12 protein-coding genes are annotated in these 13,697 nt (G+C 65.9%); 7 read left to right on the top strand and 5 right to left on the bottom strand.

The window, feature by feature from the left end; all coding sequences use genetic code 11:
• Window positions 1-67 precede the first annotated feature (67 nt).
• Window positions 68-1,195, top strand: a complete 1,128-nt coding sequence (locus ABZ677_RS08385; protein WP_094633130.1) for a resuscitation-promoting factor — start codon at window positions 68-70, stop codon at window positions 1,193-1,195.
• A gap of 85 nt (window positions 1,196-1,280) precedes the next feature.
• Window positions 1,281-2,156, top strand: a complete 876-nt coding sequence (gene rsmA, locus ABZ677_RS08380) for a 16S rRNA (adenine(1518)-N(6)/adenine(1519)-N(6))-dimethyltransferase RsmA (RefSeq protein ID WP_358368296.1) — start codon at window positions 1,281-1,283, stop codon at window positions 2,154-2,156.
• An 8-nt stretch (window positions 2,157-2,164) separates the two neighbouring features.
• Here the strand turns inward: rsmA and ABZ677_RS08375 are convergent, their stop codons facing one another.
• A complete protein-coding gene (locus ABZ677_RS08375) occupies window positions 2,165-2,980 on the bottom strand; it encodes a DNA/RNA non-specific endonuclease (RefSeq protein ID WP_358368293.1) in 816 nt (271 codons plus the stop codon).
• A gap of 12 nt (window positions 2,981-2,992) precedes the next feature.
• Window positions 2,993-3,982: a YafY family protein gene (locus ABZ677_RS08370; RefSeq protein ID WP_094739729.1), complete on the bottom strand. Its 990-nt coding sequence runs from the start codon at window positions 3,980-3,982 to the stop codon at window positions 2,993-2,995.
• Between the two features lie 105 nt (window positions 3,983-4,087).
• Here ABZ677_RS08370 and ABZ677_RS08365 point away from each other — a divergent pair, with 105 nt between their 5' ends.
• The 4 genes from ABZ677_RS08365 to ABZ677_RS08350 all read left to right on the top strand — a co-directional run bounded on the left by ABZ677_RS08365 (window position 4,088) and on the right by ABZ677_RS08350 (window position 8,687).
• Window positions 4,088-5,023, top strand: a complete 936-nt coding sequence (locus ABZ677_RS08365; protein ID WP_094633226.1) for a 4-(cytidine 5'-diphospho)-2-C-methyl-D-erythritol kinase — start codon at window positions 4,088-4,090, stop codon at window positions 5,021-5,023.
• Window positions 5,023-6,819 carry an ABC-F family ATP-binding cassette domain-containing protein gene (locus tag ABZ677_RS08360; protein WP_037192012.1) on the top strand — a complete coding sequence of 599 codons (1,797 nt, stop codon included), beginning with the start codon at window positions 5,023-5,025 and terminating at the stop codon, window positions 6,817-6,819. The genes ABZ677_RS08365 and ABZ677_RS08360 overlap by 1 nt, the downstream gene beginning before the upstream one ends.
• Window positions 6,820-6,959: 140 nt before the next feature.
• Complete coding sequence (locus ABZ677_RS08355) at window positions 6,960-7,643, top strand: DUF4166 domain-containing protein (protein ID WP_037192014.1); 684 nt, start codon at window positions 6,960-6,962, stop codon at window positions 7,641-7,643.
• Between the two features lie 45 nt (window positions 7,644-7,688).
• The gene (locus ABZ677_RS08350; RefSeq protein WP_094739727.1) at window positions 7,689-8,687 is read left to right on the top strand and encodes an enoyl-CoA hydratase/isomerase family protein; all 999 of its coding nucleotides are present in this window, start codon (window positions 7,689-7,691) and stop codon (window positions 8,685-8,687) included.
• Between the two features lie 10 nt (window positions 8,688-8,697).
• Here the strand turns inward: ABZ677_RS08350 and ABZ677_RS08345 are convergent, their stop codons facing one another.
• The 3 genes from ABZ677_RS08345 to ABZ677_RS08335 form a co-directional block, all read right to left on the bottom strand.
• Window positions 8,698-9,363 (bottom strand): hypothetical protein, encoded by a 666-nt coding sequence (locus ABZ677_RS08345; RefSeq protein WP_094633227.1) that lies wholly within the window; start codon window positions 9,361-9,363, stop codon window positions 8,698-8,700.
• Between the two features lie 146 nt (window positions 9,364-9,509).
• Complete coding sequence (gene pnuC / locus ABZ677_RS08340) at window positions 9,510-10,163, bottom strand: nicotinamide riboside transporter PnuC (RefSeq protein WP_037192018.1); 654 nt, start codon at window positions 10,161-10,163, stop codon at window positions 9,510-9,512.
• Between the two features lie 24 nt (window positions 10,164-10,187).
• Entirely contained in the window at window positions 10,188-11,882 is a 1,695-nt protein-coding gene (locus tag ABZ677_RS08335) for a peptide chain release factor 3 (protein WP_037192020.1), read from the bottom strand.
• Between the two features lie 146 nt (window positions 11,883-12,028).
• On the opposite strand from ABZ677_RS08335, the gene ABZ677_RS08330 reads away from it, so the two are divergent.
• The gene (locus tag ABZ677_RS08330; RefSeq protein ID WP_094633135.1) at window positions 12,029-13,663 is read left to right on the top strand and encodes a fatty acyl-AMP ligase; all 1,635 of its coding nucleotides are present in this window, start codon (window positions 12,029-12,031) and stop codon (window positions 13,661-13,663) included.
• Window positions 13,664-13,697 lie beyond the last annotated feature (34 nt).

The following is a 13,697-nucleotide window of genomic DNA, read 5'->3' as shown; positions in this document are numbered from 1 at the left end:
CGTACCGTGACCGAACTCGGGCGTTTCCACGCCGAAGTCACGCTCGCAACCGCCAGGAATACGAAACTTGTCGACTATCAGACGCCTCAACTCCGCCCGTTCGACCACTCTCTACCTGGTCATCGCGGCCCTGTTGATGACGCTCGTCGCCGGCGGTGTGATGGCCGTGAGCCGTCACAAGACCGTGACCATCGACGTCGACGGCGACATGATTTCGCTGAGCACGATGAAAACCGACGTCAACAGCGCCCTCGTCGACGCCGGCTATGCCCCGTCGGACAAGGATCTGGTGGTTCCCGCTCCCGATTCCGGTCTGAGCGACGGCGACACCGTGGTCCTGCGCCGCGCCCGCGAGATCACGCTGAACGTCGACGGCAAGCCCGAGGACATCTGGACCACCGCGTTGACCGTCGAGGAAGCACTGCAGCAGACCGGCCTGGCCGAGGACGTGCACGTGTCCGCCTCGCGCTCGGAGCGGCTGCCGCTCGACGGCACCGAGTTGGACGTGGCGCTGCCCAAACAGGTCTCGCTGGTCGACGGCGGAGCCCCCGCCGCGCCGGTCACCCTGGCCGCACCGACCGTGCGTGAATTTCTCGAAGCAGCCGGAGCGCCGCTCGAGGAAGCCGACACCGTCAGCCCCGATCCCGACGCCACCGTCACCGACGGCGCCGAGATCGTCGTCACCCGTGACCGCACGGTCACCAAGACCGAGACCACCGATACCGATGCCCCCGAGCAGCGCATCGAAGATCCGACGATGAACATGAGCCGTACCGTCGTCGAGAACCCGGGTGCGCCTGGTGTCTCCGACATCACCTGGAAGATCAACATGGTGAACGGCGTCGAGGTCGGTCGCGAGAAGGTCGACGAGACGGTTCAGGTACCCGCGCAGCCGAAGACCGTTCGCGTCGGAGCCAAGCCGGGCACCGAGGTGCCGCCGGTGGAGAACGGTGCGATCTGGGACGCGCTCGCGCAGTGCGAAGCGACCGGCAACTGGGCCATCAACACCGGTAACGGCTTCTACGGTGGCGTGCAGTTCGACCAGAACACCTGGGAACGTCAGGGCGGCCTCAAATACGCCCCGCGCGCCGACCTCGCCACCCGCGAAGAGCAGATCGCCATCGCGTCGGTGACGCAGAAGTCCCAGGGCTGGGGCGCATGGCCCGCATGCACCTCGCGCTTGGGTTATCGCTGACTGTCCCGGGTCGTTCCGCGGGCTCCACTCCTGCGTTTCTGGGTCCTTCCGCAGGCTCCACTCCTGCCCACGTAGAGTTTCCGCCGTGTCAGAACATGTGAGGGGAGCTGCGGCTCTGCTCGGCCCCGCCGAGGTGCGTTCCCTCGCCGCCGAGCTCGATGTGCGTCCCACCAAGCAGCTCGGACAGAACTTCGTGCACGACGCCAATACCGTTCGACGCATCGTCGCCTCCGCGGGCGTGGGCCCGCAGGACACGGTCCTCGAGGTCGGCCCCGGCCTCGGATCGCTGACACTCGCGCTGCTCGATGTCGCCGAGGCCGTCATCGCCGTCGAGATCGACCCCAAGCTCGCGACCCGTCTGCCGACCACGGTGGCCGACCGGGCCCCCACTCTGGCCGAGCGCCTGACGGTGATCGAGGCCGACGCCCTTCGCATTCGTGCCGCGGACATCGCCGGGGAGCCGACCGCCTTGGTGGCGAACCTGCCCTACAACGTCGCGGTTCCTGTGCTGATCCATCTGTTTTCGGAACTGCCGAGTCTGCGCGTCGCCGTGGTCATGGTCCAGGCCGAGGTGGCCGATCGACTCGCCGCGGTGCCGGGAAGCAAGATCTACGGCATCCCCAGCGTCAAGGCCCGATTCTTCGGTGACGTCAAAAGGGCAGGCGCAGTGGGTCGTTCGGTGTTCTGGCCGGTGCCCAAGGTCGAATCGGGACTGGTGCGCATCGATCGGTACGCCGAGCCGCCGTGGCCCACCGACACCGCGCATCGCAAGGCCGTGTTCGCGGTGATCGACGCCGCATTCGCGCAGCGACGCAAGACTCTACGGGCAGCTCTCGCCGGTTGGGCAGGCTCACCGGTGGCAGCCGAACGCCGGTTGCGTGAGGCCGGAATCGACCCCATAGCGCGAGGCGAAACCATCGACGCCGCAGCGTTCGTCCGCTTGGCCGCCACCGAAGCCTGAGGCCCTCTCTACAGGTGGATGTCCGACAGTCGCGTCAGCTCGGTCCACCTCGACGCTTCGGCACGGGCTGCGGCCACCGGTGCGTAGCGATCGGCCTCGATCAGGACATCCAGCTCGAGACCGGTCATCGACGCGATGTCGGCCACCGGAACCTGGTAGGTCCGGTACGGGCCGAGCGGCGGGGGATCGGTCTCGAGCCGCAGCGGTTTGTCGAGAATCGGGTCGAGAGACGGCGACTGATCGAGCACGTATCCGGTGCATGCAGGAGTCGAATCCTGCGACCACGCCGCGATCTTGAAGAACTGCCGTGGAATGGCGACGCCTCGGTAGATCGGATCGTTTTCGGCGAAGATGCAGCCGCTGAAGACCGAGAGCTTCCGGCCGTACTGCTCGGCGTTTCCCAGGACGTAGTCCTCGAGCCCCAGCCACAGTGTCTTCGACTGGTTCAGCGTGGCCGTCTGCGGGGCACACACGGTGTAGTGGAACGTGTCCTCGTTGGCGCGCTCGGCCACCGCACGCTCACCCCACACCGGATCTCGACGGCGAACCAGATGCCCGCGATCGAGATCGTTGTTCTTGTACAACTCGTTGCCGGCCTGCTGCGCAGCCGGTAGCCGATCGTCGAGTCGCCAATTGTCTCCCCGGTCGACGTCCTTCAGGCTCGCGCCGTCGATGTTGACGCCGGTGACCGCGGCGAGGCGTCGGGCAGGGTCGATGGACACCGAGAAGTGGGTGTACGGCAGTACCACCACGTCAGCGCGGTCGGGCAACGGAACGTCGATGTCGGCCAGGAACTTCGGGTCGAAACCGAGTGGTGTCGTCATCTGCCCATTGACTCACGTACCGGTTACCGGAGGGTGAACCGCCGCTAGGTATCGCTCGTTCAGCCTCGCGTGCCGCTCGGCCACGACGCGGCATTCCTCGCGCAGTTCCGGCGGATCGAGCACCGTGAAATCGGTGTCGAACGCCGCCAGCCACCGCGCGATCGACGGCAGTGAATCTCCGGCCAACACCACCGCGCAGGTGCGCTCGTCGATGGATTCGAGTGTGCCCCATTGCTCGTCGATCATCGGAGCGATCGTCTCGAGTGGCGCGTGCAACGCGATCCGGGCCTGAACTCGGGCGAACGCACTATCGATTCCCTTCGAGACGAACGCCGCCGCACCGCCCGGCGGCAGCTGCCGGGGTGTGAACCGCGGACCCGTCGGAATCTTCGGAATCAGGCGATCCACCCGATACGACCGCCAATCCTCCCGCAGCACATCCCAACCCAGCAGATACCAGCGCGCCCCCGCCCGTACCAGGCTGTACGGCTCCACCTCGCGCCTGGACTCGGAACCGTCGTGCTTGCGGTAGTCGAACCGCAACCGCTCGTGTGCGTGGCATACCGCCGCCACCGTGGACAGCACCGACGCATCCACCGCCGAACGCGGCGTCTGTTCCACCACGTCGATGCGCAACGCGTCGAGCCGATGCTGGAGGCGTGAGGGCATCACCTGCCGCAGCTTCGTCAACGCCCGCAACGACGCCTCCCCGATACCCGCCACCGAGCCACCCGCCGCGGACTGCAACCCGAACGCCACCGCCAGCGCTTCGTCGTCGTCGAGCAGTAGTGGGGGCATCTCGGCACCGGGACCGAGTTGGTAGCCGCCTCCGACTCCCGGCGTCGCATTGACCGGGTAACCGATGTCGCGCAGCTTGTCCACATCGCGCCGCAGCGTGCGAGGAGTGACGTCGAGCCGCTCGGCCAGTTCCGCGCCCGCCCAGTCACGACGCGTTTGCAACAGAGACAACAGTCGCAACAACCGAGCCGATGTTTCCTTCATGACGTCACGATGCCATGCAATGCGGACAACTACAGTCCGCATTGGCCGATCATCCCCGCCCTGGTGGTGAACTCGGCCGCTGTTTCTCCACTACTGTGGTTACTCGTGCTGTCTGTCGTTCCCACACCCGTCGTCGTTCGGGCCCCGTCGAAGGTGAATCTGCATCTGTCGGTCGGTGACCTGCGTCCCGACGGCTTCCACGAGCTGACGACGGTGTTCCAGGCGCTCTCGCTCTCGGACGAACTGTCGGTGGTTCCGGCCAAGACGCTCTCGGTTAGGGTGCGCGGCGACGACGCGAGGGTGGTTCCCACCGATTCGCGAAATCTGGTGTGGAAGGCCGCCGAGTTGCTGGGGCATCGGGTGGGGCGAGAGCCGTCGGTGGAGATCACCATCGACAAGGGAATTCCGGTGGCCGGTGGCATGGCGGGCGGAAGTGCCGATGCCGCCGCGACTCTGGTGGCACTGAACGCGATGTGGCATCTCGATCTCTCGCGTGACGAGCTCGACGAGGTGGCGGCCCAACTCGGCAGCGACGTGCCGTTCTCGTTGCACGGCGGAACCGCGGTCGGAACCGGTCGCGGGGAGAAGCTGCTTCCGGTGCTCTCGCGCAACAGTTTTCACTGGGTGTTGGCGTTGGCGAAGGGCGGTCTGCAGACGCCCGCCGTCTACAACGAACTCGACGAACTGCGTGCCAAGGGTGATCCGCCTCGCCTCGGCGGCACCGAGGATCTGATGCATGCGCTGGCGTCCGGCGATGCGCGTGCGCTCGCGCCGCTGCTCGGCAACGATCTGCAGGCCGCTGCGGTGTCGCTGATGCCGCAGTTGCGTCGCACGCTGCGTGCGGGAGTCACCGCCGGGGCTTTGGCGGGCATCGTGTCCGGCTCGGGCCCCACCTGCGCGTTCCTGTGCGCCGACGCCGACGCGGCGGTGTCGGTGAGCGCTGAATTGTCCGGTGCCGGTGTGTGCCGCACCGTCCGTGTTGCGAGTGGGCCGGTTCCCGGTGCTCGTGTTGTCACTAGTGAATCGATTGGTTTTTCCTGATGGTCAATCTCGTCAATCTCGAAAACGTCAGCAAGTCCTTCGGTGTCAAGCCGCTGCTCGACGGCGTCTCCCTCGGTGTGCAGGAGGGCGAACGGATCGGCATGGTCGGCCTCAACGGCGGCGGTAAGACCACGACGCTCGAGGTGCTCGCCGGCATCGAGCCGCCCGATTCGGGACGCGTCAGCCGCGTCAACGGTCTGCGGATGGCCGTCGTGACGCAGCGCGGCGTGTTGCCTCCCGGTTCGACGGTCGGCCAGGTTGTCCTCGACCCACTCGGAATGGCCGAGCACGAGTGGGCGGGCGACTCTCGGGTGCGAAACATCCTGACGGGCATCGGTATTGCCGATCTCGGGCCTGCGGGAAGTTCGGGACTCGACGCGCCGATCGACAACCTCTCGGGCGGTGAGCGTCGACGAGTGGCGTTGGCAGCGGCCCTGGTTCAGGATCTCGACCTGCTGGTGCTCGACGAGCCGACCAACCACCTCGACGTCGAGGGTGTGCAGTGGTTGGCTGCGCACCTGGTCAGCCGTCGCAGTGCGCTGGTGGTCGTCACCCACGATCGCTGGTTCCTCGACACCGTCGCCAATCGCACGTGGGAAGTGGTCGGCGGTGGCGTCGAGGCCTACGAGGGTGGCTACAACGACTGGGTGTTCGCGCGTGCCGAGCGGTCCCGCCAGGCGGATGCGTCCGAGGAGCGTCGACGTAACCTCGCGCGCAAGGAGTTGGCGTGGCTGCGCCGCGGTGCCCCGGCCCGCACGTCCAAGCCCAAGTACCGCATCGAGGCGGCCGAGGCGCTGATCGCCGACGTTCCCGCCCCACGTGACTCCGTCGCGTTGTCCTCGTTCGCCCAGCGCCGTCTCGGCAAGGTCGTCATCGAGCTAGAGGACGCGCGCCTCGAGACCCCCGACGGCCGCGAATTGGTGAAGGACTTCACCTGGCGTCTGGCTCCCGGTGAGCGCGTCGGTCTCGTCGGCGTCAACGGTTCGGGTAAGACGACGATGCTCCGCACGCTCGCCGGTGAACTGCAGCCTGCCGCAGGTAAGCGCATCCAGGGCCAGACCGTCAAGATCGGTTGGCTGAAGCAGGAATTGGACGACCTGCCCAAGAAGCTGCGTGTTCTCGACGCGGTCAAGGAAGTGGCCGAGCGGATCACCCTGGGCGACAGAGAGATCTCCGCCGGCCAGCTCGCGGAGCGGCTCGGCTTCACCCCGGCGCGTCAGCGCACCCCCGTCGGAGATCTCTCCGGTGGCGAGCGCCGTCGGCTCCAGCTCACTCGCGTGTTGATGGCCGAGCCGAACGTGCTGCTGCTCGACGAGCCGACCAACGATCTGGACATCGACACCCTGCAGCAGCTCGAGGACATCCTCGACGGCTGGGCGGGCACCCTTGTCGTCATCAGTCACGATCGGTACCTGATCGAGCGCATCTGTGATTCGACGTGGGCATTGTTCGGCGATGGCAAGCTCACCAACCTTCCCGGCGGCATCGAGGAGTACCTGCGCAGGCGGGCCATTCTCGCCGCCGACGCGACCCCGGACTCACTGACCACCGGCGGGGCACCGCGCAAGGCCACCCGTGATGCGGCCTCCGAGCGCGCGGCCCGCAAGGAACTCAGCAAGCTCGAGAAGCTCGTCCTTCGGCTCTCCAAGCGTGAGGTCGAGTTGCACGCCGAACTGGTCGACGCGTCCACCGAGCAGGGCAAGCTCGTCGCCCTCGACACCGAGCTCAAGCAGGTCCTCGCCGACAAGGATGTCGCCGAGGAACGATGGATGGAACTGGCCGCCGAGCTGGAGTAGAGCCTGCGGCATGTGAGTGGCTGAGTGATAGGTCGTTCCGCAGGCTCCACTCTGAGAAATGGGTCGTTCCGCAGGCTCCACTCCTGGCTCGTCGCCCACTACGACGTTTCGCTCACGTGCCCGATGCGCATACTGGAGACATGGCATCGGTGGTCGCGGAAGTACTCGGTTCGGATTTTGCCCGTCTGCATCCCAAGGTTCAGTGGCGCTTCGGATTGCAGTCCTCGGACGATCTCGCTCAGTTCGGGGTGGGCGTGATGGAGGAGATGACGCATTCTCGACTCGTGCCGCCGCCGCTGCTGTGGGCCGGACGCAAGCGCGGTCTCTTTCCCGCCGGTGTCGGCAAGGACGTGCCGTTCACCATTGCCAACTATGCGTATGTCGACGAACTGGGCCGCGAGACACTGTCTTTCGTGCGTCGCTTCGCTTTCGCGGGCCGCCCGCAGGGGATGAATTCGGTGATGGTGTCTTCCGCCGAGTCCAACACGTATGCCCTCGACTACCTGGGTTTCTCCTCGGACATGGTGGTGCACACCAGGTGTGAGGTCGATGCCGACGGTGGCCTGGTGCTCGAGAGCGAGGTGCCGCGATTCCTGCTCGGCCCACTTGCGCCGAAGTTGCCCAAGGTGGCGTCGGCAGTAACGATCGGTCGGGAGTGGTGGGACGCGGCCGAGGAGCGGCATCGCATCGAGATCGAGGTGAAGAGCCCGGTGCTCGGACAGCTCTTTCTCTATCGCGGTTGGTTCACTGCGGAAGAGCGGCCCTGCCTGTCCGCCGACATTCCCGGTGACGCGCGTCCGCGGTCGGTCGAGTCTCGCGAATAGCGCTACTCTTACGCGTCGAACGATCCGCGTGTGAAGGAGTCAACAGTGGCCGTTGTCGAAGCCGAGATCGTCGGTGCCGTAGGGCATATCGTCCTGAACCGGCCGGAGGCTCTGAACTCGTTGAACGGTGCGATGATCGAGGGCATCCGCGCCGCACTCGATGCGTGGCGCGACGACGACGCGGTCACTTCCGTTCTGGTGACGAGCAGTTCACCTCGGGCCTTCTGCGCGGGCGGCGACATCAAGGCGATTCGGCAGGCCGTCGTCGACGGTGACCACGAGGCCGGGCCGGCGTACTTCGCGGCGGAGTACGACCTCGACGAGCTGATCGCCAATTACCCCAAGCCCTACATCGCTGTCATCGAAGCTGCGGCCTTCGGCGGTGGCCTGGGTATCTCGATTCACGGCAGCATCCGCATCGTCACCGAGAACGCCGTGTTGGCCATGCCGGAGACGGCGATCGGTTTTGTGCCGGACGTGGGATCGAGCTACTTTCTCTCGCGCCTGCCGGGCCATGTCGGACGGTACCTGGCGCTGACGGGAACTCGAATCACCGGATCCGACGCGCTTGCACTGGGATTGGCGACGCATTTCTGCCCGAGTGACGCGGTGGACGGTCTGAAAGCCGACATCCTCGGCGGCATTGCCATCGACGAGGTGTTGGATCGATACACCACTGCGCCGGCGACGACCGAGCTGTCGTTCGACGCGGAGGCGGTGGCAGCAGTGTTCGAGAGGAACTCACTCGTCGACATCATCGACGCGCTGGTGTGCGACACCCCCTGGTCGCGGACGACGAAGACTCAGTTGGCGACGCTGTCGCCGACATCCCTGATGGCCACCGACGCGCTGATCACACGGGGAGCGGACAGTACGTTGCGTGAATGTCTCGATCGGGAGTTGCGGATGGCGACGTGGATCATCACCGAACCGGACTTCGCCGAGGGCGTTCGCGCAGTGTTGGTCGACAAGGACCGAGCGCCGCAATGGAAGCCTCTGGTACTCGAGATGGTGCGACCAGAGGCATTCCAGCAGCTGTTGTGACCGATAGGGGTCAGCGGTAGCCCTTGGCGGGGTTCTGCAGGTCCAGCACGATGGTCTGGCCGTTGGAGCGCACGTGGATCTCGGGGTTCTGCAGGCCACCCGAGACGAGGTACTCGCCGAGGAGCTGGAGCAGCTCGTCAGGGCCCACGGAGGTGTCGGGGGTGCGGATGTCGCCGGTGCGGCTGCCGAGCTCGTTCTGGGTCAAGCGTCCTGCGATGCGTACCGAAGCGACACCCATGGCGGTGCGACGGTCGGGTCCCTGGCCGCGGCCGAGCGACGGCGAGGAGCCGGCGGTGGAGCCGTGAGACGTGGAGCGGCCGTTGGTGGGCAGGCCGTGTTCTGAGATCTGATCGCTTGTAGTCACTTCAACCTCGTTCGATTCCGTGGCGGGCTTCTCTGGACGACGTCGATCCGCGTGGGGGGTCGTTGAATCCGTGGCGGACGACGTTGCTGGTGCAGGCGTTGTTGCGGACGCCTTCTCGGTGGACGTGACCACTGCCTCCGACTTCTCGGTGGTAGCAGTCTCGACTGCCTTCTCGGCGGGCGCTGCCGCCGAAGAATCGGTGCGGACACCGGCGGGTGAAGCGGAGTCGGACTTCGGCGGCGTCGCCAAACGATGCGCGGGAGCGCCACCGACCTTGATCCCGGCCAATGGGTAGTTCGATCCCTTAGTCATGTCGTTTTCCACTTCATCGTGATTCCCAGGTGATTCCGCGCCGAGATGTCACGATCGGGTATCGATCAGGACGGTCTGGTCGGCGTCGAGCACGCAAAACGTACTCGAAGTTTGTTCGGACACGCTGAGAGTAGCATCACGATTGTTTACGACGCCATTTTTTGACCGAAGCTCTTGTTCTGGATCCTGAACCACACGGCGAATCCCCAGGCCACGAACGCGGCATACACGAGGTAGAGAACCGCGGACGGATAGAACCCGGCGACGATCAGCAGTGGTACGCCCACGATGTCCACCGCAATCCAGATCAGCCAGAACTCGGTGAGGCCACGCGCCATTCCGAAGGTCGCCAGCATGGATCCGGTGAAGATCCACGCGTCGGCCCACTTGCCGAACGAGCCGAGGTAGCCGAACAGTTGCGCGAACACCACCGTGCCGACGATCGCGACGACGATCATCGCCGTCCGCTCCCGCGCCGTGCCCCACCTCGGCACGACCGCGGCCCCCGAACGCTTCGAATCGCGCAGCCAGCGCATCAACCCGTAGACGCTCACGGCGATGAACATCAGCTGTCGCCCGGCCTGGCCGTACAGATCGAGCGCCTGCGGAGTATGGAACACGCCGCCGAGAAAGACGGTGAACAGCAACGCATTTCCGATGATGCCCACCGGCCACGCCCACACGACGCGTCGCATCCCACCGATCGCCGAGAGCAGGCCGAAACCGTTGCCGACCACCTCACGCCACAGAATCGGGTGCCCGAGAACGGAGAATTCCGCGTCGAGCAGGTCGATCAGCACGAGCCCGCAACGAGCGAGTGCAAGCTACTGATCACCGGCGGCGACGAGTGGTTCGAGGGTCAGTTCGGGCATTTCCTTCTGGATGTACTGCAGACGCCACTTGTCGCTCACCAGCGCGAGCAGCGCGCCGTCGGTGCGGGTGAAGACCTCGACACCGCGTTGGCGACCCAACTCGACGGCCGAGGCCGCGTCGGTGCGTCGAGCGAGGGAGTATCCGAGTGGTTCCATGCGAGCATCGACGCCGAACTCGGTCTTCATCCGTGCGGTGACGACCTCGAACTGCATGGGTCCGACGGCGGCGAGCACGGGGGACGCGTCGCCGCGAATGTCGTTGCGCAGCACCTGAACGACGCCCTCGGAGTCGAGTTGCTCGACGGCCCGGCGGAACTTCTTGTACTTGTCGGCGCTGTCGACGCGCAGTGCCGAGAAGTGCTCGGGTGCGAACGACGGGATGGGCGGGAACTCGACTTTCTTGTCGGTGTAGAGCGTGTGACCGGGGGCCAGTGCGGTCGCGTTGACGAGGCCGACGATGTCTCCCGGGTAGGCGTTCTCGACGGTCGTACGGTCGCGACCGAACACCGTCAACGCGTACTTGGTGGTGAACGGCTTCTTGGTCTGCGAGTGGGTGACGACCATGCCGCGCTCGAACACTCCGGAGACGACGCGCATGAATGCCAGCCGGTCGCGGTGCGCGGTGTCCATGCCCGCCTGCACCTTGAACACGACGGCGCTGAACGGATCGGTGACCTCGCGTACGCCGCCGGAGACGTCGTCACGCGGGCCGGGTGACGGCGCGAGGGCCACGAGCGTGTCGAGAATCTGCCGGACGCCGAAGTTGAGCATCGCGGAGCCGAAGATCACCGGCGACGTCTGACCGGCCAGGAACATCTCCTGATCGTGCTGCTGACCGCTCGAGATCAGCAGATCGCTCTCCTCGACAGCGGTGTCCCAGTCGACGCCCTCACGTTCGGCCGCGGCCTCGGCCGTCATGAATTCCTCGGGCGCGATGGTCGCACCACCGGCGGTGCGGGTGAAACGGATGTAGCTGCCGTCCTGTACGTCGAGCAGGCCGCGGAAGTCACCGGCGATCCCGACGGGCCAGTAGAGAGGCGTCGGCGTGAGGCCGATCCGCGACTCGATCTCGTCGAGGAGCTCGAGCGGTGACTGGCCCGGGCGGTCCCACTTGTTGATGACGGTGATGACCGGGATGCCGAACTGGCGGCACACCTGGAACAGCTTGAGGGTCTGCGGCTCGAGGCCTTTGGCGGCGTCGATCAACATCACTGCCGCGTCGACGGCGGTCAACACGCGATAGGTGTCCTCGGAGAAGTCGGCGTGGCCGGGGGTGTCGACGAGGTTGATGACGTTGGTGATCTCGGCGTCGGGGGAGGTCTGGTAATTGAACTGCAGCGCAGTCGAACTCACCGAGATACCGCGGGCCTTCTCCATCTCCATCCAGTCGGACACGGTGGAGCGACGGCCGGCTTTGCCGTGGATGGCACCGGCCTCGGAGATGACACGTGCATGCAGGGCGAGGGCCTCGGTGAGCGTCGACTTACCGGCGTCGGGGTGCGAGATCACCGCGAATGTTCGACGCCTCGCGACCTCGGTTTCGAGCTCTTTGGCCTGACCTCGGGTGGTCCCGGACTCGTCGAGCGCTGCCGGTCCGGACCCTTCGAGCGTTGCGTCGACGTCGGGGGTGCTGGACGGGGTACTCACGAAGACCTCATTCTCGTAGCAAGGGCGGCACCGAAAGAGTGGCCGGGGCAAAATTAAAGGATACGCGGCCCGTTGTTCCCCTCGGTCGGGGCGGGAGTGCCTACTGTGAACGGTGGGCCGGGAGATCCCTCACGAGGAGATGCGCGTTGAGCAAGTTCACCGAAGAGATGTTCGAGACCGCGAGCACCAGCAAGCACGGTCTGGTCACCGGCGAGCCCGACGAGGCGCTTCGGCAGTCCTGGGGTGAGATCCACGAGCAGGCGCGGCGCATGGCCGGGGCCCTGGCCGACGCAGGCGTCGAACACGGGGACGCGATCGGGATCCTGGCCGGTCAGCCGGTCGACATCGCGCCCGCGTGCCAGGCGACGTGGATGCGCGGGGGATCGGTGACGATGCTGCACCAGCCCACTCCGCGGACCGACCTCGCCGTCTGGGGTGAGGACACCGAGACCGTCGTGCGGATGATCGAGGCCAAGGCCGTGATTCTCGGGGCTCCGTTCGACATCGCCGCACCGGTGCTCGAGGAGCGCGGCATCACCGTGCTGAAGATCGAGGACATGAAGACCGGTCGCGACATCGATCCGGTGCCGACTGCCGAGTCCGATATCGCGCTGCAGCAACTCACGTCCGGCTCGACCGGTTCGCCGAAGGCCGTGCGGATCACGCACGAGAACTTCTACGTCAATGCCTACGCCATGATCGATCGCATCGAATTCGATGTCGATTCCGATGTGATGGTCAGCTGGTTGCCACTGTTCCACGACATGGGGATGGTGGGCTTTCTGTCGGTGCCGATGCAGGTCGGTGCCGAGGTCGTCAGCATCACGCCACTGGACTTCCTGCGCTCGCCGCTGCTGTGGGCCAAGCTGATTCACAAGTACCGCGGAACCGTCACCGCAGCACCCAACTTCGCGTACTCGCTGCTGGCGCGGCGGTTGAGTCAGGCCGAGGACGATCTGGATCTCGATCTGTCGACTCTGCGCTACGCCTGGAACGGAGCCGAGCCGGTCGATCCGGACACCATGACCGCGCTCGCCGAGGCCGGGGCCCGGTACAAGCTGAACCCGCTGGCTCTGGCTCCGGTCTACGGAATGGCGGAAACGACTCTCGCAGTGTCGATTCCGGATCCCGCCCAGGGGCAGGTGATCGACGTGGTCGACGCGGACCTGCTCGAGACCCTCGGTCGCGCGGTCCCGTCCACCCGTGGCAACACCCGTTCCCTCGCAACGCTCGGCAAGTTCGTTCCCGGGTTGGAGGGACGCGTCGTCGACAAGGAGGGGCAGGTGCTCACCGCGCGCGGCGTCGGCATCATCGAGGTGCGAGGCAAGGCCGTCACGCCCGGATACATCACCGTCGAGGGTCCGGTGTCGACGCTCGACGAGGACGGCTGGCTCGATACCGGTGACGTCGGCTACATCACCGAGGACGAACTGGTGGTCGTCTGCGGACGTATCAAGGACGTCATCATCATGGGTGGTCGCAACATCTATCCCACCGACATCGAACGGGCCGCGGGCACCGTTGCGGGTGTGCGGCCGGGCAATGCCGTCGCCATTCGGCTCGATGCCGGTGACAAGCGCGAAAGTTTCGCGGTGGCGGTGGAAACCAACGACATCGACAACCCTGACGAGGTCAAGCGCATCGAACGCGAAGTGATCCACGCGGTGCACTCGGAGGTGGGTGTACGGCCCCGAACCGTTGCGGTGCTGGGGCCGGGCAGTATTCCGAAGACGTCGAGCGGCAAACTGCGTCGGGCGAATTCGGCGTCGCTGCTGAACTGAAACGGGCTGCAGACCTCACACCCTTTCTGCGGGG

Origin of the sequence: Rhodococcus sp. NPDC006774, from assembly GCF_040636045.1 — a bacterium.
Lineage (GTDB): Bacteria > Actinomycetota > Actinomycetes > Mycobacteriales > Mycobacteriaceae > Rhodococcoides.
This window is presented reverse-complemented; position numbering and strand designations above follow the sequence as displayed.

Bases quoted from the DNA above. Each gene is read 5' to 3' on its own strand.
- ABZ677_RS08360 (WP_037192012.1), top strand. From the start codon at position 5,023: ATGGTCAATCTCGTCAATCTCGAAAACGTCAGCAAGTCCTTCGGTGTC.
- ABZ677_RS08355 (WP_037192014.1), top strand. From the start codon at position 6,960: ATGGCATCGGTGGTCGCGGAAGTACTCGGTTCGGATTTTGCCCGTCTG.
- ABZ677_RS08370 (WP_094739729.1), bottom strand. From the start codon at position 3,982: ATGAAGGAAACATCGGCTCGGTTGTTGCGACTGTTGTCTCTGTTGCAA.
- ABZ677_RS08345 (WP_094633227.1), bottom strand. From the start codon at position 9,363: ATGACTAAGGGATCGAACTACCCATTGGCCGGGATCAAGGTCGGTGGC.
- ABZ677_RS08375 (WP_358368293.1), bottom strand. From the start codon at position 2,980: ATGACGACACCACTCGGTTTCGACCCGAAGTTCCTGGCCGACATCGAC.